The organism is bacterium, from assembly GCA_028821235.1.
In the GTDB taxonomy this organism is placed as follows: domain Bacteria; phylum Actinomycetota; class Acidimicrobiia; order Spongiisociales; family Spongiisociaceae; genus Spongiisocius.
The window spans coordinates 1-23,499 of the sequence record JAPPGV010000034.1 but is presented as its reverse complement, the minus strand read 5'-3'; the positions used below and the strand labels follow the sequence as shown (position 1 = coordinate 23,499).

Genomic DNA, 23,499 nt, shown 5'->3' with positions numbered 1-23,499 from the left:
CAAGACCCGCACCCCCAAACCGGCCCTGGCCGGCGCACCCGACAGCGAGGGCGACGGCCCGGCGCACCCTGCCCCTGCCGCTGCGGCGGAGGAACTGGCCGAGTCGGGCTAGCGCTTCCCGTGTTGCCGGGCCCTCGTGCCCTTCTTGCCGACGTGCTTCGGCAACGTTGCCAGGAATACGGCGTCCCTCCCGCGGTGTCAGGTGTCAGGCGTGGCCACCGGCTACGGGCGCACTGAGAATGCTCGCCGGCGCCCGGGCCCGTAACGGTATATGCGGAAGTCGGCGTCCAAGGCAAGGGCGTCGGTGATTCCCAGGCGCTCCATGAGCGCCCAACTCGTGCGGTCGGTCAGGGAAAACGCCTGGTCGGGGAAAGCTGCCAGCGCGCCGGCGGCCGCCTCGAGATCCTCGTCGGTCGCGCACTCGACTCGGGCGATGCCGGCCGCGATAGAGGAAACGAGGCGATTGGCGGTGCGATGGTCAGCTCGCGCGTTCACCAAGTTCCACAGTTCGGCGAGTACCAGGTCGCTGGTCACCAGCGTCCCGGCGTTGTCAGCGAGCAGGGACCGGGCAACCTCGCTGTGGGCGTCGCCGTCGGCCGCGGCGGCGTACCAGACGCTGGTGTCCACGAACACCGGAGGCACTGTTCAGATACCTTTGGCCCTGAACTGGCGGTCGATTGCCTCGCTGATCATCGCCTGCTTACCGTCGGCGATGTTCGATCCGCCGCTGTCGAACAGACGGAAGATGACCGACGGGTCGCTCGCGGGAGCGTCCTTGCCCAGGTCACGAGCCACGAGACGACGGATGTACTCGGACAGAGAGATTCCCTGGCGAGCCGCCTCGCGCTTGGCTTCGGCATGGTGGTGGTCCGGGAGCACGATCATCGTTCTCATACCTGGCATTCAAGCATAGTCAGCATGGCATTGGTTATGCCGATGGGGGGGTCCGGCTAGCGGCCCTTTCCCCAGAGACGGCGATCGTGCCGCCCTGGGAAACCGGCAGGGACAGGAGGAGTGGAACAGAGGGGTTGAACCTGTCACATCCCCGCGATACGTTGCCCATTGCCAAGCACCTGCACCGGCCGACGCTGCGAGAACCGATCGGTCCGGCCGGTCCGGAGGGAACATATTCGAGGTTTGCGGAGCGCCTGCCGCCGGTCACGACGGCGGCGAGCCCGGCATGGCCGGCCGCGCTCCGAACCCAACGGTGGTGGTGGCGGGGGCCGGGCCCTGCGGGGACGCCGGTTCGTGGCGATTTTCGCGTTCTTCGGGACTCGGGACGGCGGCGGGGGCGGGATGAAGGCGCGAACCTGCTCGCCCTCCGAGAGTCGCGACCTCGTAGCGACCCGTCTCCCGCACGGTCCGTCTATTCAGTTCTCCTCAACCGGCTCCGAAGCTATTAAGAGATCGGCCCACAACTATTAATAGCGGGGCCAGTCCCGGCGATCGCTTTCCCGCAGCGGGAGGGCTGAGACCCGACCTGATCACTCTCGCCGGACGGGCTGTGCCCCACCCTCGGCTGTGGCGGGGCGGGCGCGGCGGGCGCCGGAGGCGATGCGGTAGCCCGCCCAGATGAAGGTGACCGCCACCAGCAGCGAGGCGGCGAACCCCCAGTCCGCACCCTGGGCCAGGATGGTCCCCCCGGTGGCGGCCGCCAGCGTCCCCGCGACGATGGCCAGGTTGCCCCACACCAGCCGCGGGTTCTTGCGGAGGAAGCGGACCAGCGACACCAAGGCCAGCAGGATAATGATGGTTCCGCCCAGACGCCCGCCGATGATCGACCACAGGCGGGGTCCGAACACGTCCGCCCACAGGTCCCGGGCGCTCGGCACCCCGCCTGGGGGCAGCTCGCCGGCATCGAACGGCTGTGCCAGGGTGGTGGGTAGCGCGATGGCGAAGAACGGGAACATGAGCAGCAGCATCACGTGGCCGGCCCTCCGCCCCACCACCAGGAACATCGAGCCCAGCGCCAGGACCGGGATGTTCACGATCGCCCCGAACAGGAAGAACGTCCGGTAGCTGGCCGAGGTCCACCCGGTGGCGGTCCCCACGAACAGGGCCCAGGTGGCCAGGGCGAAGAACCCGATACCGGCCGCGTACGCGGCGGTGTGGGGGCTCGGCGAGGCCCGATAGCGTCGCACCAGATCGACGCAGAACAGGGTGGCGACCACGCCGGCCGCCAGGGAGGCCACAGCACTCATAGCCGCCCAATCGTAGGCCCGGGCGGCGGCGGGGAATCCCACCGTGCGGCACCCCTGCGCGGTCGGGGTGGTACGACTCCGGTACCCTAGGAGCATGGTTCGAAACATCCTCGTGGCCGTGGCCTGGCCCTACGCATCCGGATCCCGGCACCTGGGACACCTGGCCGGCGCCTACCTGCCCGCCGACATCTTCGCCCGCTACCACCGGCTGGCCGGCAACCGCACCCTGATGGTGTCGGGGAGCGACGTCCACGGCACCCCCATCACGGTCCGCGCCGACCAGGAAGGCGTCACCCCGCAGGAGATCGTGGACCGCTACCACGCCGAGTTCGTGGCCGGCTGGAAGGCATTGGCCATCCAGTGGGAGCTCTACACGTCCACCGGGACCCGGAACCACCACGACGTCACCCAGGACATCTTCAGCCGCCTGCACGAGAACGGCCACATCGACCGCCGGACCTCCGAGCAGTTCTACGACCCGGACGCGGGCCGGTTCCTCCCCGACCGCTACGTGGAGGGCACCTGCCCGCACTGCGACTACGGCGAGGCCCGCGGGGACCAGTGCGACGGCTGCGGCCGCACCCTCGACCCGGTCGACCTGATCGATGCCCGTTCCAAGCTGTCCGGGGCGTCCCCGGTCCGGCGGGAGACCGACCACTTCTACCTGCGCCTGCCCGACTTCTCCGACCGCCTCGAGGAGTGGCTCCGCTCCCGCAAGGGCTGGCGGCGCCACGTGCTGAACTTCTCTCTGGGCTGGATCGAGGAGGGGCTCCAGGACCGGGCGATCACCCGGGACATCGACTGGGGGGTAGACATCCCGGTGGAGGGCCTCGGCGAGGGCAAGAAGATATACGTCTGGTTCGACGCGGTGATCGGCTACCTGTCGGCCGCCAAGGAATGGGCGAAGATCCAGCGCACCCCCGACGCCTGGAAGGACTGGTGGGAGAACCCCGAGGCGGAGCACTACTACTTCATCGGCAAGGACAACATCCCCTTCCACACCATCATCTGGCCGGCCATGCTGATGGGGTACGGGGGCCTGGAGCTGCCCACCAATGTCCCCGCCAACCAGTACGTGACCTTCCGGGGCGGGAAGGCCTCGGCGAGCCGGGGCATCGGCCTGACCATCGGCGCGGCTCTCGAGATCTACGAGCCCGACGCGCTGCGCTACGGGCTGGCCGCCAACCTGCCCGAGAACAACGACACCGAGATGACCGAGGAGGAACTGGACCGGCGCATCAACGACGAGCTGGTGGCCACCTGGGGCAACCTGGTCCACCGGGTGCTCTCCATGACCCGGTCGGGGTTCTCGGCCCGGGTCCCGCAACCGGGCGAGCAGACCGCCATGGGCCGGGAGGTCCTGGACTCGGCCGGGCGGACCCTCGACCAGGTGGCGGCCCACATAGAGCGGGTCGAGCTGCGGGCCGGGCTCAGGACGGCGATGGAGGGCGCGGCGAAGATCAACGCCTACCTGAACGCCACCGAGCCCTGGAAGCTGGTGAAGACCGACCGGGAGGCGGCGGCCACCGTCCTGAAGAACTCCATCGACGCCATCAACCACCTGAAGCTGGCGTTCGCCCCCTACCTGCCCGTGACCACGGAACGGCTCCACTCGATGCTGGGCCTGCCCGGCACCGTCGCCGAACTGGGATGGGCCGGTGCTCCGGTTCCCGCCGGGACCAGCCTGGGCGCGGTGTCACCTCTCTACCGGAAGGTGGAGGCGGAGAGCCGCGGCTGAGCGGGCCCGAGCCGGCGTGGCAGGCACGAAGAGATGAGCGTCCAGAAGAACCTCCGGAGGGTGTTGGTGGCCATCGGCGGCGGGCTCCTCATCCTTCTGGCACTGGCCGGGTTGGTACTCCCCATCCTTCCGGGGACCGTGCTCCTGGTGGCGGGCTTGCTCGTGTGGTCCTCCGAGTTCAGGTGGGCCCGGGAGCTCCTGGCGCGGGTGCGCGCCTGGATGGCGGACCGGTCCGCCAAGATGAAGGACAAGAGGTCGTCCCGCTCCCGGCGCCGCCGGGAAGACCCGGGTCCCACGTCGGGCTGAACGGCTTCGAGAGCGCGCCGTCTGCGTCTAACACCCGGCAACCCGACCGGTTGTAGGGCCGATCGGAGGGAACTATCCCGATGTTCCGCCCGGCGATCCGGGTATCGCGAGGGCCATCCCCCATTGACATCTGGCGCGACCCTTAGAACAGTAGAGTTCATGCTCGCACCGCCCGCCCGGCGGCCAAGGGCGAGCCAGGTGAGATGCTCCCGAAAGGACTTCCGGATGAGACACGGTGCGCTCGCGTGAGAGCGGGCTCGTGACCGAACGCGGGACCACGCCGGAGGCCGGCGCGCCGATCATCGAGGCCGGCGGCCTCTACAAGCGCTTCGGGAACATCAGGGCGCTCGAGGACGTCGACCTGGACGTCCAGCCCGGAGTGACCGGCCTCATCGGGGCCAACGGCGCCGGCAAGACCACCCTCATCAGGCTCGTGCTCGGCCTCATCCGGCCGACCTACGGGAAGATCTCGGTCTTCGGAACGCCGGTGGCCGAGGACCCGGCCGGGCTCCGGGAGCGGATCGGCTACATGCCCGAGAACAAGTGCCTTCCCCTGGACCAGACCGCGGCCGACTTCGTGGCGTACGCCGCGGAACTCGGCGGGATCCCTCCGGTCGAGGCGCGGAGGAGAGCTTCGGAGACCCTCTTCCTGGTGGGGTTGCACGAGGAACGCTTCCGCTATCTGGGGGACTTCTCCACCGGGATGCAACAGCGTGTCAAGCTGGCGCAGAGCATCGTACACGACCCCGAACTGGTGCTCCTGGACGAACCCGCCTCGGGTCTCGACCCCGCCGGGCGCGACCAGATGCTGGAGTTGATAGCCCGGTTCCGCGAGTTCGGCATGAACGTGCTGTTCTCGTCCCACATCCTCGACGACATCGAGCGGACCTGCGACTGGGTGGTGATGCTCGACGCCGGGCGGCTGATCCACTCGGCGCCCCTCGACCCTCCGGGGGAGGGGGACCGCCTGTCCGTGGAGGTCTACGGCGACCCCCGGCCCCTGGTCGAGGCGCTGACCCGCCGGGGCGTGTCCGCCACCCTGGACGGGGCGGTGGTGACGGTCGTGACACGATCCGAGGACGCCTTCACCGTGATGCGCGACGCCCTCGAGTCGTCGGGCTCGTCTGTCCGCAGGCTGGGAACCAGCCTCAGGCGCCTCGAGGACGTGCTCGTGGCCGCCGCCAGGGAAGCAAATGTCTAACTCGCGGGAGACCGGCCGCGACCAGGCGATCATCGTCGACCGCGGCTACCGGCACTACGACGGGACCCGCACCGGGAGAAGGGGTGCGGTGCGGGCCATCGTGAGAGAGGGGTTCCGCAGGGTGATGGGCTTCCGCCGCAAGGCGAAACGGAAGCTGCTGCCCTGGACGCTCATCACTGTGGCGCTGGCGTCGGTGCTGATACTGGTCGCCATCACCTGGGCCACCTCCCAGACCCCGGCCGAGGAGCTGACGGACCTGGTCCCCCGCTACCGGGGCTACTTCGACTTCATCTCGGTGGTGGCTCTGCTGTTCGCGGCCTACGCCGGGGCGCAGCTCCTGATCCCCGACCGGACCGACGGGGTCCTCAACGTGTACTTCTCGCGCCCGCTGGCCGTCCGGGACTACCTGATCGGCAAGGTCTTGGCGTACGCCACCGTGATCCTCAGCTTCTGGCTGGCGCCCCAACTGCTGCTCCACCTGGGGCTGGCCGCGCTCTCCCGGGAGGGCTTCCTGTCGTACCTGGGCCGGACCACCGACATCCTCTGGCAGGTCCCGCTGGCAGCCCTCGCCTACTTCGTCCTGCACGCATCGCTCAGCTTCCTCACCGCGTCCTTCATCAACCGGGTCGGCGCCGCCGCGGCCGCCTTCCTGATCGGCTCGCTGGGCCTCAACCTGGTGGCGCTCTTCTTCCAGGAGGCCACGGACGACACGCCCGGATCCCGCTGGGCGGCCCTGCTCGCCACCGAGCAGCATCCCCGGTACGTGCGTGACTGGATCTTCGGGGTCCACGAATCGGCCGAATGGATACCGGCGCAGGCCGGATTCGGACCGGGCATCTCGCTGGCCGTCATAGTCGGGCTGGCCGTTCTGAGCGCGGCGCTGGTCGGCTGGCGCTACCGGAGGCTGACGTGACGGCGCCCGACCGCTCGACCGACGCCCTCCATGTCGACGAGCCCACGGTGGTGGCCAACCGGCTGTCGAAGTGGTTCGGGGCGAAAGTGGCGGTCTCCGAGGTGGACTGCTCGTTCGGGCCGGGGGTGACCGGCCTGCTCGGTCCGAACGGGGCCGGCAAGACCACCCTGCTCCGGGCCCTGGCCGGCTTGCTGACGCCGTCGGCGGGCAGCGCGACCATCCTCGGTAGAGATCCGGGCCGCAAGCCCGCGGCGTACCGGCATCTCGGGTTCGTCCCGGAGGACGAAGCCGTGTACGGGCACATGACGGCCCGGCGCTTCATCCGGTGGAGCGCGGCCATGTCGAAGGTGAATGACGCCGGAGCGGCCACGGTCCGGGCGCTCGAGACCGTCCACCTCACCAAGGACGCCGACCGGGCACTGTCGACCTTCTCCAAGGGCATGCGCCAGAGGGCCAAGGTGGCTGCGGCCCTGGTCCACGATCCGGAGGTCCTGCTCCTGGACGAGCCGCTCAACGGCACCGACCCGCTCCAGCGCGCCCGCCTGATCGAGTTGTTCCTGGACCTCGGGCAGCAGGGGCGGACGATCATCGTCTCTTCGCACGTCCTCGCGGAGGTGGAACGCATGGCCGGAAGGGTGGTGGCCATGGTCGACGGACGGGTGGCCGCGGCGGGAACCCTGGCCGCGCTGCGGGACGCCATGTCCGACAAGCCCCGCGTCATACGGATCGACACCGACCGGCCGCGCCCGCTGGCGCGGAGGCTGCTGGGAGGAGAGTGGGTGGAGTCGGTTCGGGTCGGCCGGGACGGGATCGAGATCAGGACCGGCGACGCCCGGGCCCTCGGCCTCGACATCGCCGCCGGCGCCCGGGATACCGGAGCCCGGATCACCGCGGTCTCCCCCGAGGACGAGTCCCTGGACAGCGTCTTCCGCTACCTGGTGAACCCCCGATGAGAGCCCTGTTCCTGGTAGTCGGTTCGGTAACCGGCCGGTTGATGAGGCGCCGCCGGTCGATCGCGATGCTCTTCCTGACCGGGGCGCTGGCGCCGCTGCTGTTCTTCCTGTCCCTGGGGCGCTCCGGATCGTTCGCTGCCGAGATGTACAACGACCTCACGTTCAGCCTGGGGATGGCCACCCTCTACCCGGTCGCCGCCCTCGTCGTGTCGACCGCCGCCCTCGGCGAGGAGCGCAAGGCGCACACCCTTCCCTTCCTCCTCCTGAAGCCTGTGCCTCGGGCTGTGATCGCCCTCGGCGCCCTGATCGCCGCGGCCGTCTCCTCCTTCGTGATCCTGGAGGCCGGGGTGCTGGTCACGTGGCTGGTGGCCGGCGTGATGAGCGGCGACTGGACCATCGGGATGTCCACCACGGTGGGAGTGGCCGTCCAGAGCGTGGCCTCGGCCGCCCTGTTCGTGCCCCTGGGGCTGGTGCTCAACCGGGCCACCCTGTTCGGCCTCGGCTACCTGTTCCTGTGGGAGGGGATCCTCTCCAGCATCATCGGGGGGATACAGGCATCCTCGATCTACCGCATCGTCGTCTCGGCCTCGGCCGACTTCGCCACGATGACCATCGACACCTACGACACCGTGGACGTGATACTCGGCCGCGTGGCGATCGGAGCGGGGGGTGCCGCCGCCAAGGTTGCGGTGATGGCGCTGGTCTCGGTGCTGCTCACGGGATCGATCCTGAAACGGCGGGACCTGGTCGGCGAGTGACAGCCGCTCCGAGCAGGTAGCTCGGGCTCCCATGCGCGTAACCTCGTGCGCATCCGCGCCGCGGCTACTCGACCTTTCTCCAACCGTGACCAGGTTTTTCGCGGTCTGCCCCGCAAGGGTCAGTTATGTCACACCCCCGACATATGTTGCCTATCGCCAAGCACCTACACCGGCCGATGAGGCGAGACCGATCGGAACGGCCGGACCGAGGGAACACGACAGCTCATGGAGCGAACCGCCGATCTCCCGGCATCCAGCCGGGCATGGCCGACCACGCTCCCACAGGACAGGTGGTGGCGGGGGAGGGCCCGATGGGGGCGCCGCCTCGGCGCGATTTTCGCGAGTTTTCCGGGGATTCTCGGTTCTTGAGGCACAAGACACCACCCACGACGCCCTAAACCTCAGGAACACCGCACCACCCACGACGCCCCCAGCCTCGAGAACGCTCCCGCCCACGAACTTGAGGCACAAGACACCACCCACGACGCCCTAAACCTCAGGAACACCGCACCACCCACGACGCCCCCAGCCTCGAGAACGCTCCCGCCCACGAACTTGAGGCACAAGACACCACCCACGACGCCCTAAACCTCAGGAACACCGCACCACCGGTGGCGTTCTAAGCCTTAGGTTGGTGGGAGGGGTGGGCGCCGGGGCGGTTCAGGAGGGTGGGTACAGCCCCACGTTGGCCGACTCCGGGGTCTGCCAGAAGACCTCGGCGATGCCCTCGATCTGGGCCACCAGGTCCTCGGCCACGGCCGGGTCGGTCGACTTCTTGGCGTCGCCGGCCGCCTTGATGGCGTTCCAGAACATGTCGTGCAGCTCGGGGAACTGCTCCAGGTGGTGGGGCTTGAAGAAGTCGGTCCACAGCACCGACAGGTGGTGCTTGACCAGCTCGGCCTGCGACTCCTTGACCGCTACGCAACGACTGCGGAACACCTCGTCATCGCTCCCGTGGTACTTCTTGGCGGCCTGGAGCACCGACTCGGCTTCGATCCTGGCCTGGGCCGGGTCATAGACGCCACAGAACAGGTCGCAGTGGGCGTGGGCCTGCCTGGATGGTGCGAAAATCCCCATGAACATCTCCTCGGGTCTGGTGGTCTACCGGATAAGGGAGACAATACACTCAACGGTGTCCCGTAAATGCAGCCTCTACCCATACTCGCGCCTTGAGTCCCCGGAGGCGGCATGTCCGCCGGGGCGCCACTGCCCTGGTCGGACTGGCCGCGACCGTGCTCGCCTCCCGCTACCGCCGCTTCCGGGTGGTGGACCATTCCATGATGCCCGCCATCGAGCCGGGGGACCACCTGATGACCGATCGGACGTGGGAGCGGCGGGGGATCGCACGGGGCGACGTCATGATCTTCCGGGCGGATGGTCGCTACGTGGTCAAGCGGGTGATCGGCCTGCCCGGCGAGACGGTCGGCATCGAGGGTGGGGTGCTGATGATCGGGGGCCGGCCCGCCTCTGATCCGTGGTGGCACGCCGCCACCCGTCCCGACGGCGAGTGGGTGGTGCCATCCGACTCCTGGTTCGTCCTGGGCGACAACCGGGCTGACTCCTCCGCCGACAGCCGGACTCTCGGACCGATCCGGCACCCGAGCGTCCACTCGAGAGCGGTGGCGCGGTACTGGCCCTGGCGCCGAGCCGGGCGTATCTAGTGGTAGTGGTCTGTCTGCGAAACAAACGGGTGCTATGGCGGCCATCGGCGCCCCGTCGCTGCCGACGCCATACCACACCGTCACTACACAGACCGACCACTAGGAGGTCTGACGCGCCCGCCCCGGGTCACTCGGATGCTTGGAATAGGCCTCCGAGTCTGAGAGACTGAGAAGACCTATGCCCCGTAAGAACCTCCTGGTCGTGGCTGTCTGGCTGGTGCTCTCCGTCGCCTGTGGCGGTGGCGAGGACGCCGTTCCCTCGACCGTCCCCTCCGACACGTCCACCCAGGTCAGCGGGGACGCCGGCACCTCCGCATCCGACCCGGGATCCGGTGGCGAGCCGGCCGGGGAGGCGGGGACGGGGACGGAGGCGGGGACCGCCGCCACCACGACCGGGGCGGATGGACAGGACGCCGGCACCACCACCGGCGCCACCACGGGCGCCACCACGGCCGTCACCACCGGCGGGGCCGGCGAACCGGACGGGACGGGCGCCACGACCAGCACGGGCACCCCGGAGCCCACCGATACCCCCGGAACCGAGGACACCTCCCCGTCGACCACCGTCTATTCCGGCCCGGTGTCGCCGGTCAGCGGCCTGCCCGTGGTGTCCTCCTCGCTCGTGGATCGCAAGCTGATCGCCGTCAAGGTCGACAACCACTGGAACTCCCGGCCCCAGTCCGGAATCCAGGAGGCCGACGCGGTGTTCGAGCTGGTCGTGGAGGCGGGGATCACCAGGTTCATCGCTCTGTTCCATAACAGCGACTCCGCGTGGGTGGGCCCGGTGCGGTCGCTCCGTCCCACGGACTCGACCCTGATCAAGCCGCTCAACGGGGCGCTGACCATCAGCGGAGGCCAGTCGTGGATAGTCGGCAAGTCACTCGTACCGTTGATCGGAGACATGGGACCGCCCCTGACCGACCGCTGGAATGAGCGCAAGGCGCCCCATAACCTCTATGCCGACACCGCCGAGGCCCGCCGGATCGCGGAGGACCGGGGCCTCGACCAGAGCCCTCCCCCGACCCTGTTCAACCGGGGCCCCTCCACCGCCTCGCCGATGGACGTGGCCACCTACATCTTCCTCGACTGGACGGACACCACCGATGTGGTGTGGCACTGGGACGGGAGCCAGTACCTGCGTTCGGTGGAGGGGGTGTCCCACCAGTGGATCGCCCAGGACGGCACCACCGGCCAGATCGCGGCCGACGTGCTGGTGGTGCTGATGGCCGAGCGCTACACGGCCTGCCCTTCGGGTGACGGCTCGTGCGTCCCGGCCTGGCACACGACCGGGGAGAACCGCGCCATCGTGTTCGCGGACGGCCTCGCTCAGGAAGGGCGGTGGAGTCGCGCCGACGTCGGCGACTGGTTCACCCTCACCGGGCCCGGGGGCGAGGCGGTGACCATGCCGGCCGGGCGGACATGGATCATGATCTACCCGGAGACCGCCGGGTTGGTCTGGTGACGGCCATGCCCGGGACCGGCGTCGCCATAGCCGAGGCAGTCAGGAGCGGCAACCGGACCGCCCGCCAGGTGGTGGAGCGATACCTGGACGTGGCGGAGCGGCTCAACCCGGAGCTCAACGCGTTCGTGGAGATCGACCGGGCGGGAGCCCTGGAACGGGCGGACTCGGTCGATGCCGGGGTGCGTGACGGTTCGCCGACGGGGCCGCTGTGCGGGGTGCCGATCGCCCTCAAGGACCTGATCGACCACGTCGGGCACGTGACCACGGCCGGGTCGGCCTTCTACCGGCACAGGGCGACGGCATCCGCCACCGTGGTGCGGCGCCTGGAGGCGGCCGGCGCCATCATCATCGGCCGGGCCGGGCTCCACGAGTTCGCGTTCGGGTTCTCATCGGAGAACCCCTGGTTCGGGCCGGTTCGCAACCCGTGGGATCACGACCTGGCGCCGGGGGGATCCTCGGGCGGATCGGCGGCGGCCGTGGCGGCCGGCATGTCGCCGGTGGCGATCGGCACCGACACGGGGGGCTCGGTCCGGGTTCCCGCCGCCCTCTGCGGCGTGGTCGGCTTGAAGGTCACCCACGGGGCCGTCCCTTTGACCGGCGTGCTCCCCGTGGCGGGTTCCCTCGATACGGTCGGACCGATAACCGGCACCGTGGGCGACGCCCGGCTGCTGTATGAGGCGATGAGAGGGCTCGACCCCGAGGACCCCCGATCGGCCCGGGCGCCCGACTCTCCGGATCGGGTCCCTCAGCTTCAGGACCTGCGTGTCGGAGTGCCGGCCGGATGGCTGTCCGCGGCGCCCACGTCCGCCGCCACGCGCCGCTCGTTCGATCGTTTCTGCGACCGGCTTCGCAGCGTGGGCGCGCATGTCGAGCGGGTGGAAGCTCCCGGCCTGGTGCCCGACCCGACGTACTTCGCGGTAGTCGGCGGGGAGGTAGCAGCCGTGCATCGGGAGTGGTTCAAAGACCCGGACAAGCCGTACGGTCCCGACCTCGAGGAGCGCCTGGGGACCGCGATGGAGGTGACCATCGACGACTACACCGAGGCGATGCGTCGTAGAGCCGCCCAGCGGCAGGCCGCGGGCGAGGCCTTCCGCCGCCACGACCTGCTGCTCACCCCTACGGTCGGCCACTCCCGCAAGACCATCGGGAACGACACGATCGATGTCGACGGCGAGCCTTACTTCTACCGGGACGTGCTGAACGGCTACAGCTCGCTGGTGAACCTGACCGGATGCCCGGCCATCGCCCTGCCGACGACCGATCCGGGCGTCCCTCCCCCCTCGGTGCAGCTCCTGGCGCCCTGGTGGGGAGAGAACGTGCTGCTGGGTGTGGGTGAGGCGCTGGAACGGGCCGGGCTGATCCGGACCGGCCTCGCCGTCCCGTCAAGCGGGTGAGGATGTCACCAGTGCGGGCCTACTCGCCGGCGCCGGCCTTCGCCTTCGCGGCAGGGTAGATGCCCATCGCACCCATGAGCAGGCCGACATCGCCCACGAGACCGGGCATGATCGCCTCCAGCCTCTCGAGACGCCTGTCCTGCCCGTCGGAGCGTTTTTCCATCCGTTCGAAGTAGCTCTTCACCACCCACCAGTTGATGCTCACGGCGATGCCGAAGAGGGTGACGATTCCGATCCAATCGAGAGGGGGCATGCTGGGCGTCCTTTCTGCCACCAGTGTAACGCCGATCAGGGAGCGAAGCCCCGACAGCGCCACGCTGTTTGAACAAGTAGCCTTATATCGCAAATATCAGACAGCAGTAACTCTATGTTTAAGCGGGTGTATTGACAATACCCTTGTTAGGGGATGCCGGAGTTGACTACTCCGCGGAGCTAGCTTTCGCCTTGGCGGCCGGGTAGATGCCCATCGCGTCCATGACCAGGCCGACGTCGCGCACGAGACGGAGCATCAGGGTCTCCAGCCTCTCCAAACGCCTCTCCTGCCGATCGAAGCGCTTTTCCTGTCCATCGAAGCGCTTTTCCATCCGGTCGGAATGGCTCTTGACCACCCACCAGTTGATGCTCACGGCGATGCCGAAGAGGGTGACGATTCCGATCCAATCGAGAGGGGGCATGCTGGGCGTCCTTTCTGCCACCAGTGTAATGCCGGACCGGAGCCGATGCCCCGGCAGCGCCACACTGTTCCGATAGCTGGCCATATATCGCTGATATCAGACAGTAGGAACCGTATATATAATCGGATGCGATGATAATACCCTTGTTAGGTCACGCCGGGCAGCGTCTCACCCCCGGACTGACCGCTCGCATGCCCGCACGGAGGGGGTAGACTCCAGAGCATCCGCATCCGGATGGACCGTCCGGCCCGTGCGGAGTGTTCGCGTGCCGAGAGAGCCGAGCGCGCGCCCGGATGGGCGCTTCACGATCGAACGGAAAGAGAAGGACGGTGGACACCGACCACAACCCGGTCAGCCCCATGCCCGAGGCGCTAGGCGTCACAGGGACCAACGGCGGGGTAAGCGTCGACCGAGCGGACCGGATGGTGATCCGCTTCGCGGGCGACTCGGGTGACGGCATGCAGCTGGCCGGCAACCGGTTCACGGACGCCGCGGCCATCTTCGGGAACGACCTGGCCACCCTGCCCACCTTCCCGGCCGAGATCCGCGCTCCCGCCGGCACGCTTCCCGGCGTCTCGTCCTTCCAGCTCCAGATAGCCGACTGGGACATCCTGACCCCCGGTGACCGGCCCGGGGTGCTGGTGGCCATGAATCCGGCCGCCCTCAAGGTCCACCTCCGGGATCTGCGCGAGGACGGGATCCTGCTCATCAACGAGGAGGCCTTCGACGAGAGAAACCTCCACAAGGCAGGTTTCGAGACCAACCCCCTCGAAGACGGCACGCTCACCGGCTTCGATGTCCACCGCGTGCCGATGGAGACGCTCACGAAGGAAGCCGTCAAGGGCTCGGGGGTGAGCGGCCGGGCGGTGCTCCGCTCGAAGAACTTCCTCGCCCTGGGGCTGCTCCTGTGGATGTTCGGACGCGACACCAAGGTGACCGCCGACTGGGTTAGGAAGAAGTTCGGCCGGATCGAGCCGGTGATGAACGCCAACCTGGCAGCCCTCAAGGCGGGGTACAACTACGGGATCACCACCGAGAGCTTCGCCCGCCAGATCGAGGTGCGGCCTGCCACGCTCCCGCCCGGTACCTACACCAACGTCAACGGCAACGCCGCCCTGTCGTGGGGGCTGGTCGCCGCCTCGGTGCTGTCGGGCCTGCCGCTGTTCTACGCCTCCTACCCGATCACCCCGGCCTCCGAGATCCTCCACGAGCTGGTGCGCCACCGGAACTTCGGAGTCAAGACCTTCCAGGCCGAGGACGAGATCGCCGCGGCGGGCGCCGCGCTCGGCGCGGCCTTCGCCGGGTCGCTGGCCGTCACCGGCACGAGCGGGCCGGGCCTGTCCCTCAAGGGCGAGACGATCAGCCTGGCGATGATCACCGAGATGCCGATGATCATCGTCGACGTGCAGCGGGGCGGCCCCTCGACCGGGCTCCCGACCAAGCCCGAGCAGTCGGACCTGTTCCTGGCGGTGTGGGGTCGCCACGGCGAGTCCCCCCTGCCGGTGATCGCCGCCTCCTCCCCGTCGGACGCCTTCGAGGTGGCCATCGAGGCCGCCCGGATCGCCGTGAAGTACATGACCCCGGTCATCCTCCTCTCCGACGGCTACATCGCCACCGGTTCCGAGCCGTGGAGGCTGCCCGACATCGCATCCCTACCGCGCCTCGGCGTTCCGTTCGCGACCGGGCCGAACGCCGGCGACAAGTTCCTGCCCTACCTGCGTGACCTCCAGACCATGTCCCGCCGCTGGGCGATCCCCGGCATGCCCGGCCTCGAGCACCGCATCGGCGGCCTCGAGAAGGAGGAGGGGACGGGGAACGTCTCCTACGACCCCGACAACCACCAGCTCATGACCGACATCAGGGCCTGGAAGGTGGCGAACATCGCCAACGACATCCCGGAGGTGGAGGTCGACGACCCCGACGGGGCGGACCTGCTGGTGCTGAGCTGGGGCTCGACGTACTCGGCGGTCAAGGCGGGGGTGGGCAACGCCCGGCGGAAGGGCGCCAAGGTCGCCTACGCCCGGATCCGGTACCTGAGCCCGTTCCCTCCCAACATGCCCACCGTGCTGAGCAGCTACGACCAGGTGCTGATCCCCGAGATGAACAACGGCCAGCTGTCGCGGATGGTGAAGGCCGAATTCGTCCGGCCCGTCATCTCCTTCAGCAAGGTGGAGGGGGTCCCGTTCAAATTCGGCGAGATAAGCGCCAAGATCATGGAGATTGCAGGCCGATGAGCTACACACGGGTCGACTTCCAGACCGACCAGGAGGTTCGCTGGTGCCCGGGCTGCGGCGACTACACGATCCTCGCCGCGGTCCAGAACTTCTTCGCCGGGCTCGACATCAAGCGCGAGAACGTGGTCTTCGTCTCCGGCATCGGGTGCGCGGCCCGCTTCCCCTACTACATGAACACCTACGGCATGCACGCCATCCACGGCCGGGCGCCGGCGATCGCCACCGGCGTGGCCGTGGCCAACCCGGCGCTGTCGGTGTGGGTGGTCGGAGGGGACGGGGACTTCCTGTCGATCGGCGGCAACCATCTGATCCACGCCCTGCGCCGCAACATCGACATGACCCTCCTGCTGTTCAACAACCAGATCTACGGGCTGACGAAGGGCCAGTACTCGCCCACCTCCGAACCCGGCAAGACCACGAAGTCGTCACCGGGCGGATCGATCGACTACCCGTTCAACCCGGTCAGCCTGGCGCTGGGCGCCGAGGCCACCTTCGTGGCCCGGACGCTGGACATGGACCGGAACCACACCACCGCCATGCTGAAGGCCGCCCACGCCCACCGCGGCTCGGCCCTCATCGAGATCTACCAGAACTGCAACGTGTTCAACGACAAGGCGTTCATCCAACTCACCGGCAAGGCGGAGCGCTACGCCAACCGGATCGACCTGGTCCACGGCCAGCCGGTCGTGTTCGGCGCCGACAAGGAGAAAGCCGTGGTCTGGGACGGCGGCCGGGCGACGATCGCCGACCGGAACTCGGTCCACCCGTCGCAGATCATCGTCCACGACGCGCACGCCGAGGACGCGTCCGCGGCTTTCGCCCTCTCCCGCCTGGCCCACGGACCCTACGGCCCGACCCCCCTGGGCATCTTCCGCGACGTCTACCGCCCCGTCTACGACGACGCCCTCCAGGACGCCGTCACCCGCTCCACGGCAGCCCGCGGCAGCGGCGATCTGGGCAAGCTGGTCACCAGCCTCGGCACCTGGACGGTCGAGTAACGATCCTTCGCCCTTGCGGGCGTTCTCCCCGGGAGATGTCCACAAGCCGTACCCATATGGACATCAGACCGACGGAATGTCTGTATGGGTAGATGCGAGACGCATCGGCATAGGCCGAGGCTCCGCCGACGTTCAGGATTAGTGTTGTAGTACCGGATGTGGCTCGGGACGCGAGGAGGCTGAGGATGGCTATCTGGAGCAAGCTCCGCGGCGAGCTTGTTGACATAGTCGAGTGGATCGACGATTCCCAGGATACACTTGTTTATCGTTTTCAGCGGTATGACAACCAGATTAAGTATCGAGCTCAGCTGGTGGTTCGCGAGGGGCAGGCCGCAGCTTTCGTGAACCAAGGCCGGCTGGCCGACGTCTTCTTGCCCGGCCGATACATCCTGAAGACCGACAACCTGCCCATTCTCTCGACCCTCCAGGGTTGGAAGCATGGTTTCTCCAGCCCGTTCAAGGCGGAGGTCTACTTCGTCAGCACGAGGCAATTCACGGATCTCAAATGGGGCACCAAGAACCCGTTGATGCTCCGCGACCAGGACTTCGGGTTGGTGCGGCTGCGAGCCTTCGGCACCTACGCCATCCGCGTTCGTGATACCGCCGTCCTGCTGCGGGAACTCGTGGGGACCGATGGTCACTACACGACCAGCGAGATCACCGCCCAGTTGCGCAACGTGATCGTTTCACGGTTCGCCGACTTCCTGGGCGAGAGCAGCATCCCCGCTCTGGATCTAGCCTCGAACTATGACGAACTCGGTGCCTTCATGACCTCAAGGGTCAAGCCGGAGTTCAACGCCTACGGACTCGATCTCACGAAGTTCCTCGTGGAGAACATCTCGCTGCCCGAGGAGGTCGAATCTGCCCTGGACAAGCGGACCAGCATGGGCGCGGTCGGCAACCTGGGGGCGTTTTCCCAGTTCCAGGCTGCCACGGCCATGGAAGCCGCCGCCGAGAACCCCGGCACCGCGGGGAGCGCGGTGGGAATGGGGATGGGCCTTCTGATGGGCAGCCAGATGGGCCAGGCCGCCACACAGCCACCGGCCCCGCCACCCATACCCCAGGCCATGCAGTTCTTCGTGGCCGACAACGGGCAGCAGACCGGTCCGTTCGACATGGACACACTTGCGGAACACATCAGGCAGGGACAGGTCACCCGTGACACGCTCGTGTGGCAGTCGGGGATGCCCCAATGGGCGAGAGCAGCGGATGTAGAGGGCCTGACCCCGCTGTTCGCTGCCGTACCTCCTCCGCTACCCCCGCAGGCTCCTTGAGTCCGCCGAACCCACACTCCCCCTATTCAGCGTGACATGCCGGAGGCGCGGACCGAGTCCCATTCCCGTGAGCTGTCATGCGGACATTGCGGCTCGTCGCTCGAGCTCCAGCCGGGCGCGGCTTTGCTCGTCTGCCAGCACTGCGGCACCGAGACCCCGCCGGCCGGCGCCGACGGCAACATCGAAGAACTGGACCTGGGCGAGTGGCTCGCATCCCTGGAGCAGGGGGAGGAAGCCGAAGAGGTTCTGACAGCAACCTGCCCCGGCTGCGGCGCGAGGGTGGAGCGAGACGCCCGGCTGTCCGCGGACGCTTGCCCTTTCTGCGGCACCACCATCGTGGCGGAGGGCGGCTCTCACAAGCGGATCAAGCCGCGGTCGCTCTTGCCGTTCAAGATCGACCGTGGAACTGCCATTGAGTCGTTCCGCCGATGGGTCTCGAAGCGTTGGTTCGCTCCCAACGACTTCAAGAAGCGCGTCCGGTTGGACACGGCGCTCTCCGGCATCTACATCCCGTACTGGACCTTCGACGCCGCAGTCACCACCCACTACACAGGCAGGCGTGGAACCGTGAGGCAGATCAGGAGCAACGGCAAGACCACCACGCGGACTTCATGGACACGGGTCAGCGGCACGGTCCATGACGCATTCGACGACCTCCTGGTGCCGGCCACCCGCTCCCTGCCCTACGACCACCTGGAAAACCTGGAGCCGTGGGACCTCTCCGATCTGATCCCGTTCCACGCCCAGTACATGAGCGGGTTCCGCGCCGAGAGCTACCAGATCGGCCTCGAAGAAGGCTTCGCCGACGCCCGGGAGCAGATGGACGAACTGATACGCAAGACCATCAAGCGGGACATAGGCGGCGACAGGCAGCAGATCCGGTCGATGCGCTCGGACTTCAGGAACCTCACCTTCAAACACATCCTGCTGCCCGTGTGGATCAGTGCCTACCGGTACAAGAACAAGCCGTTCCGCTTCCTGGTCAACGCCCGCACCGGAGAAACACAAGGCGAGCGCCCCTGGAGCCGGATCAAGATAGCCTTGACCGCAGCCGCAGCCGCGCTGGTGGCCGCAACAGTGCTGGCGTGGGAATATGCACCTTTCCTGCTCGACGTGTCCGACATCTTCCGATCCCTATGGGGCCTTCGATGAAAGGCTCAGGCCGGTTTGCCGTGCCGGACGGCACCCCTCGTCATGAACACGCGACCGGGAGATTCAGGCGCCCGACGAGGCGTGTCTGCCTGCTCCCGACCCGGCTATCCGGCCGAAGACCGCGCCGATCGTGAGACCGAAGCCCGCCAGGTAGCCGGCGGTCAGCACGTTGCCCGACATGATCTCTCCGGCGGCGAAGAGGTTGTCGACCCGGCCCTCGCCGGTCTGCAGGCGGGCCTCGGCATCGACCTTGACGCCGAGGTATGTGAAGGTGATCCCGCACCGCAGCGGGTAGGCGTAGAAGGGCGGGCGGTCGATGCGCAGCGCCCAGTTGGACTTCGGTATGTCGAGGCCGCTCGTGCTCCGCCCGTCGAGGCCGCCGTGGTCGAAGGGAGGGTCGTCCGGGACCGACGCGTTGAACCGCCGGATCGTCCGCTCGAGCGCATCAGGAGGGAGCCCGGCCAGCTCCGCCAGGCCGTCAAGCGTCTCCGCCCGGTACGGCGGGTACAGGCCCGGGATGAAGAGGTCGTTGACCTGCGAGTCGAATATCGAGTAGGCGATCTGATCCGGTTGGGCTGCGATCAGGTGGCCCCAGCTGGCGTACCTCCTCGGCCAGAGGTCCTCGCCCTCGTCCGCGAAGCGCCGGCCCGCCTTGTTCACCATGATCGACAGCGGCACCGAGTCGATCCGGGTGACGATCCCCCCGTCGAAGTCCGGGGCGCGGGCGTCGACGCTGATGGCGTGCGCCCCCTTCGGATTGCCGACCGATAGCGCGCCCCGATCGAGCAGGGCCTTGAGAGGGCCACCCATGTTGAAGGGCGACCCGCGGATCACGAACCGGTCCGCCGGTTCGCCCCACAGGTCGCGGAGCCAGGCCTTGTTGGCCTCGAAGCCGCCGGACGCGACCACTACGGAGCGGGCCGCCAGCTCGGTGGGCTCGCCTGCGATGAGGGCGACCACGCCGGAGGCGCGGCGCCCGTCCACCAGGATGTCCGTCACCGGTGTCTCGTAACGCACGTCGATCCCCTGCCTCCCGGCGGACGCGTACAGGGCGTTGAGCATCGCCTTGCCTCCCCCAAGGAAGAACCGGTTGGTGCGGGACAGATGAAGCGTGCCCTTCAGGGACGCCTGCCAGTGGACGCCGTGCTGTTCCATGAAGCCGGGAACCGAATCGGACTCTCTGATCACCATCCGGGCGATGTGCTCGTCGATGTCCTCGTCGCTCACCTTGACGAGGTCCTCCCAGAGCTCGTCCTCGGTGTAGGCGCCGGTCAGGACCTCGTCGCCGCCCGCGTGGATGTGTCGTATGTTGCGGGTGTGGCGCGTGTTCCCGCCCCGCATGTCGATGGGAGCCGACTCCAGGACGAGGACCCTGTCTACGAACCGGCGGGCGGTGAGGGCGGCGCAGAGCCCCGCGTTGCCTCCGCCCACCACGATCACATCGGCCGCTGCCTTCATGGCGGGCCCTCACCTGCCGTCACGGGGCCTCCGGGTTCCGCCGGTCCCGGCCGCATGCGCCGCGGACTCCGGGCGACCGGATTACTGGACATGGCTGTATTGTACGTTTCGTGAGCCAGCCCATCACGAGCATGAGCGCTCCGACCGCAAGCGTCGCCATCGAGACAGACCCGCCGCGAATCCTCGAGCGCGGCCTTCTCGCCGAGGCCCAGCGGCAATTCGACATCTGCAACGCCTGCCGGTACTGCGAGGGCCTGTGCGCCGTCTTCCCGGCCCTCGAGCGGCGCCCAACGTTCAGCGAGGGCGACGTCCTCTTCCTGGCCAACCTGTGCCACGACTGCCGCAGCTGCTACGACGTCTGCCCCTACGCCACGCCGCACGAGTTCGCGGTGGACATCCCCCCGTTGATGAGCCGCATCCGGGAGGAGACCTACAAGAGCTACGCCCGTCCCAAGGCTCTCGGGCCCGCCCTGCTGGGGCCGACCCGAGGAAGGGCCTGGCTGGCGACGGCCGTGGTGGCGGTAACCGTGGTGATCGGGCTGCTCATCCTCGGATGGGACCGGCTCGTGGCCCCGCCTGCCGCAGAAGAGGCGTTCTACGAGGTGATCCCGTTCCTGGTGATGACTATCCCGGCCTCGGTGATCGCGGGCCTCGCCCTGATCTTCCTGGGCGCCGGCCTGGCCGCCTTCTGGAGGGACACCACCGGTGGCAGGCCCGATCCGGGCTCGATGAGAGAAGCCGTATACGCCGCCTTCACCCTCAGGAACATGCACGGCGGAGGACCGGGGTGCACGTATCCCGAGGAAACGCCCGCCAAGAGCCGGCTGGTGATGCACTCCCTGGTGTTCAACGGATTCCTGGCCACCTTCCTCGCCACCGTCCTCGCCGCCATCTGGCAGGAACTGCTGGGAAGGATGCCTCCCTACCCGCTGCTGAGCGCCCCGGTGATAATCGGGACGGTGGGAGGGATCGCCACCATCGCAGGTTGCGCCGGGCTGCTCGTGTTGCGGGCCGGGAGCCGGGGGGAACTCGAAGCGGCCGGGGCCCGGCGGCTGGACCTGGACTTCATCATCCTCCTCGTCCTGGTCAACGGGTCGGGACTGGCGCTGCTCGCCTTGCGGTCGACCACGGCCATGGGGTTGCTGCTGCTGGTGCATCTGGCGCTGGTGGCTGCCTTCTTCGTGAGCCTGCCGTACGGCAAGTTCGTCCACGCCACCTACCGGACGAGCGCCCTGGTCCAGGACTCGCTGGAAGACCGCGCGGAGCCGGAATCCTCCTGAGGCGACCCGTCCCGCGGCACGTCATCGGCGGTCCCCACCTCTCCGAGGTTGACAGGGTCGGGGGAAGCTCGGGCAGACCGTGAGTTCTCGCAGAGCTTGGGTGGCGGCAGCCGCCAGGCGGCATCCCGTGCTGGCCGGATCGACAGCCCTGTACGTGGTGACGTGGACCGCGTACGGCATTGCTACCGATGCGGCCGGGGTGTACGCCTATCTGGTCTGGATGGTGTTCGCCTTCGGCCTCATGATGTACCTCGACGGGCGGGTCCACTTCTCCACCCACGTCCTCGTCTTGCTGTGCGTAGTCGGCTTCGGCCACATGGCGGGCGCCAACCTGGAGATCTCCGGCGCCATTCTCTACAGGCAGATCTGGTTCGGGCTCATCCGGTACGACCACTTGGTCCATGTCTTCGGTCTGGGTGCCGCGGGGCTGGCCGTTTGGGAGGCGACGCGCCTGGTGCTGGCTGCTGATGGTGGCGTCAGAGCGGCGGTGGTGGTCATTCTGGGGGCCAACACGGTCGGGGCCCTCATAGAGATCGGGGAGTACCTGGCCAGCGTGACCCTCACGGAGGCCCGCGTGGGCGCTTACGCCAACAATATGCAGGACCTGATCGCCAACCTCGTCGGTTCACTGGTCGCCGCCTGGTGGGTCATGCGACGAACCGAGCCAGCACGATCCCAACGATCACCAGGTCGGTGACGGTGTGCGCGATGACCGGCACGGCCAAACCCCTTGAGCGCCGCCGCAAGAGACCCAGCACCAGGCCGTAGAGGAAGGCGAGTCCGACTCCGGCGAGTCCTTGCAGGATGCCGGTGGGGTAGTGCAGGGCGGCGAAGACGGCCGCCTGCATCACAAGGGTCGTGGCGCCTGACCGGAGGACCCTCTCGAGCGAGCCCTGGATGATCCCCCGGTAGACCGCCTCTTCGACCACAGCGTTGACCACGGCTGCGAGAAGCCCGAGCGACGCGACGGTCCAGATGGACCAGTCCCGGGTTATGTCTACGATGTCGGCCAGTTGCTCCGGTCTCCGCTCGTACCACGCCCATAGGGCCAGGCCCGCGACGAGGCCGACCGCCGCGGCGGCGGCTCCCTGCCGGAGCTTGCAAGACCCGGCACGGCGCCACTCGACAGCCTCACGCAGCCACGGCAGCCGCCACGCGACCCCTACGTAGACGACAAAGGCGAGACCGAACAACAACCGTTTCGGCCGCAGGCCGGTGAGCCCCAGCAGGAGGAAGGCCACCAGCAGAAGGCCGATGGACGTCGCCGCGGGCATCTTGCGGACGAAGGAGATGGTTGTGAGCAGGATCGCAGCGATCCCGCCCGCGGCAACCATGCCGGCCGACCTTGCGAACGGCAAGGCAATCGCCAGGCCCGTGAGCAATACGACGACTACTGCCTCGCTCCGCATGTCCGTACGCGGCCGCATCACTCCACTCTCACCAGGTGAGCCGGCGCCTGCCCGCCACGCTGCGCCGGACGCAACACGGCTCATCACAAGCCGGGACCGGACCCGGATTCTGAGGCTCGGGAGCCCATCGATGGCGCCGATGGAACAAGGGCTCCTCCGTGGGCGATCGCGGACGTGCCTCAGCCCGGACTCAGCACGACCTTGCCGGTCACCTGCCGGTTCTCGATGGTGGCCAGCGCCTCCACGGCTGACTCCAGCGGGAAACGGGCGCTGATCCGGGGGCCGATGATCCCCTCAGCGGTCCAGTCGAGGAGGCGGCCGAAGTTGGCCCGGTTGGCTTGCGGGTCCCGTTCGGCGAAGGCGCCCCAGAACACACCCACGATCGAGCATCCCTTGAGCAGGGGCAGGTTCATCGGGGCCTTGGGGATCCGGC

The 23,499-nt window shown here is 68.1% G+C and carries 24 protein-coding genes; 15 read left to right on the top strand and 9 right to left on the bottom strand.

Translation table 11 applies throughout. The annotated features are described in order from the left end of the window. Positions 1-222: 222 nt before the first annotated feature. From OXK16_03995 to OXK16_03985, 3 genes are all read right to left on the bottom strand, one after another. Positions 223-642 (bottom strand): PIN domain-containing protein, encoded by a 420-nt coding sequence (locus tag OXK16_03995; GenBank protein ID MDE0375110.1) that lies wholly within the window; start codon positions 640-642, stop codon positions 223-225. Between the two features lie 3 nt (positions 643-645). Continuing rightward, positions 646-894 carry a hypothetical protein gene (locus tag OXK16_03990; GenBank protein ID MDE0375109.1) on the bottom strand — a complete coding sequence of 83 codons (249 nt, stop codon included), beginning with the start codon at positions 892-894 and terminating at the stop codon, positions 646-648. 590 nt (positions 895-1,484) lie between these two features. After that, a complete protein-coding gene (locus OXK16_03985; protein ID MDE0375108.1) occupies positions 1,485-2,201 on the bottom strand; it encodes a hypothetical protein in 717 nt (238 codons plus the stop codon). 94 nt (positions 2,202-2,295) lie between these two features. Here OXK16_03985 and metG point away from each other — a divergent pair, with 94 nt between their 5' ends. The 6 genes from metG (at position 2,296) to OXK16_03955 (ending at position 8,070) form a co-directional block, all read left to right on the top strand. After that, entirely contained in the window at positions 2,296-3,939 is a 1,644-nt protein-coding gene (gene metG, locus OXK16_03980; GenBank protein MDE0375107.1) for a methionine--tRNA ligase, read from the top strand. A 33-nt stretch (positions 3,940-3,972) separates the two neighbouring features. Beyond that, positions 3,973-4,245 carry a hypothetical protein gene (locus tag OXK16_03975; protein ID MDE0375106.1) on the top strand — a complete coding sequence of 91 codons (273 nt, stop codon included), beginning with the start codon at positions 3,973-3,975 and terminating at the stop codon, positions 4,243-4,245. A gap of 259 nt (positions 4,246-4,504) precedes the next feature. After that, on the top strand, positions 4,505-5,446 hold the full coding sequence (locus OXK16_03970) for an ABC transporter ATP-binding protein (protein MDE0375105.1): 942 nt from the start codon (positions 4,505-4,507) through the stop codon (positions 5,444-5,446). After that, positions 5,439-6,359 (top strand): hypothetical protein, encoded by a 921-nt coding sequence (locus tag OXK16_03965; protein MDE0375104.1) that lies wholly within the window; start codon positions 5,439-5,441, stop codon positions 6,357-6,359. Before OXK16_03970 ends, OXK16_03965 begins: the two co-directional genes overlap by 8 nt. After that, complete coding sequence (locus OXK16_03960; GenBank protein ID MDE0375103.1) at positions 6,356-7,312, top strand: ABC transporter ATP-binding protein; 957 nt, start codon at positions 6,356-6,358, stop codon at positions 7,310-7,312. The genes OXK16_03965 and OXK16_03960 overlap by 4 nt, the downstream gene beginning before the upstream one ends. Further along, entirely contained in the window at positions 7,309-8,070 is a 762-nt protein-coding gene (locus OXK16_03955; GenBank protein MDE0375102.1) for an ABC transporter permease, read from the top strand. Before OXK16_03960 ends, OXK16_03955 begins: the two co-directional genes overlap by 4 nt. 660 nt (positions 8,071-8,730) lie before the next feature. Here OXK16_03955 and sodN read toward each other — a convergent pair. Then, a complete protein-coding gene (gene sodN / locus OXK16_03950) occupies positions 8,731-9,153 on the bottom strand; it encodes a superoxide dismutase, Ni (GenBank protein MDE0375101.1) in 423 nt (140 codons plus the stop codon). Positions 9,154-9,239: 86 nt separating this feature from the next. Here sodN and lepB point away from each other — a divergent pair, with 86 nt between their 5' ends. The 3 genes from lepB to OXK16_03935 all read left to right on the top strand — a co-directional run bounded on the left by lepB (position 9,240) and on the right by OXK16_03935 (position 12,587). After that, a complete protein-coding gene (gene lepB / locus OXK16_03945) occupies positions 9,240-9,731 on the top strand; it encodes a signal peptidase I (protein ID MDE0375100.1) in 492 nt (163 codons plus the stop codon). A 178-nt stretch (positions 9,732-9,909) separates the two neighbouring features. Next, positions 9,910-11,193, top strand: a complete 1,284-nt coding sequence (locus OXK16_03940; protein ID MDE0375099.1) for a DUF3048 domain-containing protein — start codon at positions 9,910-9,912, stop codon at positions 11,191-11,193. A gap of 5 nt (positions 11,194-11,198) precedes the next feature. Further along, positions 11,199-12,587, top strand: a complete 1,389-nt coding sequence (locus OXK16_03935) for an amidase (GenBank protein ID MDE0375098.1) — start codon at positions 11,199-11,201, stop codon at positions 12,585-12,587. A gap of 19 nt (positions 12,588-12,606) precedes the next feature. Here OXK16_03935 and OXK16_03930 read toward each other — a convergent pair whose 3' ends face one another. Both OXK16_03930 and OXK16_03925 read right to left on the bottom strand, forming a co-directional pair. Further along, positions 12,607-12,840 (bottom strand): hypothetical protein, encoded by a 234-nt coding sequence (locus tag OXK16_03930; protein ID MDE0375097.1) that lies wholly within the window; start codon positions 12,838-12,840, stop codon positions 12,607-12,609. Positions 12,841-13,006: 166 nt separating this feature from the next. After that, positions 13,007-13,261: a hypothetical protein gene (locus tag OXK16_03925; GenBank protein MDE0375096.1), complete on the bottom strand. Its 255-nt coding sequence runs from the start codon at positions 13,259-13,261 to the stop codon at positions 13,007-13,009. Positions 13,262-13,590: 329 nt separating this feature from the next. Here OXK16_03925 and OXK16_03920 point away from each other — a divergent pair, with 329 nt between their 5' ends. The 4 genes from OXK16_03920 (at position 13,591) to OXK16_03905 (ending at position 18,919) form a co-directional block, all read left to right on the top strand. Beyond that, complete coding sequence (locus OXK16_03920) at positions 13,591-15,495, top strand: 2-oxoacid:acceptor oxidoreductase subunit alpha (GenBank protein ID MDE0375095.1); 1,905 nt, start codon at positions 13,591-13,593, stop codon at positions 15,493-15,495. Beyond that, on the top strand, positions 15,492-16,493 hold the full coding sequence (locus OXK16_03915) for a 2-oxoacid:ferredoxin oxidoreductase subunit beta (protein ID MDE0375094.1): 1,002 nt from the start codon (positions 15,492-15,494) through the stop codon (positions 16,491-16,493). The genes OXK16_03920 and OXK16_03915 overlap by 4 nt, the downstream gene beginning before the upstream one ends. 185 nt (positions 16,494-16,678) lie before the next feature. After that, positions 16,679-17,767 carry an SPFH domain-containing protein gene (locus OXK16_03910; protein MDE0375093.1) on the top strand — a complete coding sequence of 363 codons (1,089 nt, stop codon included), beginning with the start codon at positions 16,679-16,681 and terminating at the stop codon, positions 17,765-17,767. A 36-nt stretch (positions 17,768-17,803) separates the two neighbouring features. Further along, on the top strand, positions 17,804-18,919 hold the full coding sequence (locus OXK16_03905; protein ID MDE0375092.1) for a hypothetical protein: 1,116 nt from the start codon (positions 17,804-17,806) through the stop codon (positions 18,917-18,919). Positions 18,920-18,982: 63 nt separating this feature from the next. Here the strand turns inward: OXK16_03905 and tcuA are convergent, their stop codons facing one another. Further along, positions 18,983-20,377 (bottom strand): FAD-dependent tricarballylate dehydrogenase TcuA, encoded by a 1,395-nt coding sequence (gene tcuA / locus OXK16_03900; GenBank protein MDE0375091.1) that lies wholly within the window; start codon positions 20,375-20,377, stop codon positions 18,983-18,985. 131 nt (positions 20,378-20,508) lie between these two features. Here tcuA and tcuB point away from each other — a divergent pair, with 131 nt between their 5' ends. Both tcuB and OXK16_03890 read left to right on the top strand, forming a co-directional pair. Next, complete coding sequence (gene tcuB / locus OXK16_03895; GenBank protein MDE0375090.1) at positions 20,509-21,657, top strand: tricarballylate utilization 4Fe-4S protein TcuB; 1,149 nt, start codon at positions 20,509-20,511, stop codon at positions 21,655-21,657. A 79-nt stretch (positions 21,658-21,736) separates the two neighbouring features. Then, complete coding sequence (locus OXK16_03890; GenBank protein MDE0375089.1) at positions 21,737-22,354, top strand: hypothetical protein; 618 nt, start codon at positions 21,737-21,739, stop codon at positions 22,352-22,354. Here the strand turns inward: OXK16_03890 and OXK16_03885 are convergent. Both OXK16_03885 and OXK16_03880 read right to left on the bottom strand, forming a co-directional pair. After that, the gene (locus OXK16_03885; GenBank protein MDE0375088.1) at positions 22,305-23,084 is read right to left on the bottom strand and encodes a CPBP family intramembrane metalloprotease; all 780 of its coding nucleotides are present in this window, start codon (positions 23,082-23,084) and stop codon (positions 22,305-22,307) included. The two genes, OXK16_03890 and OXK16_03885, sit on opposite strands and share 50 nt — an antisense overlap. A gap of 161 nt (positions 23,085-23,245) precedes the next feature. After that, the coding region (locus OXK16_03880; GenBank protein ID MDE0375087.1) for a zinc-binding dehydrogenase at positions 23,246-23,499 on the bottom strand (254 nt) is incomplete at its 5' end.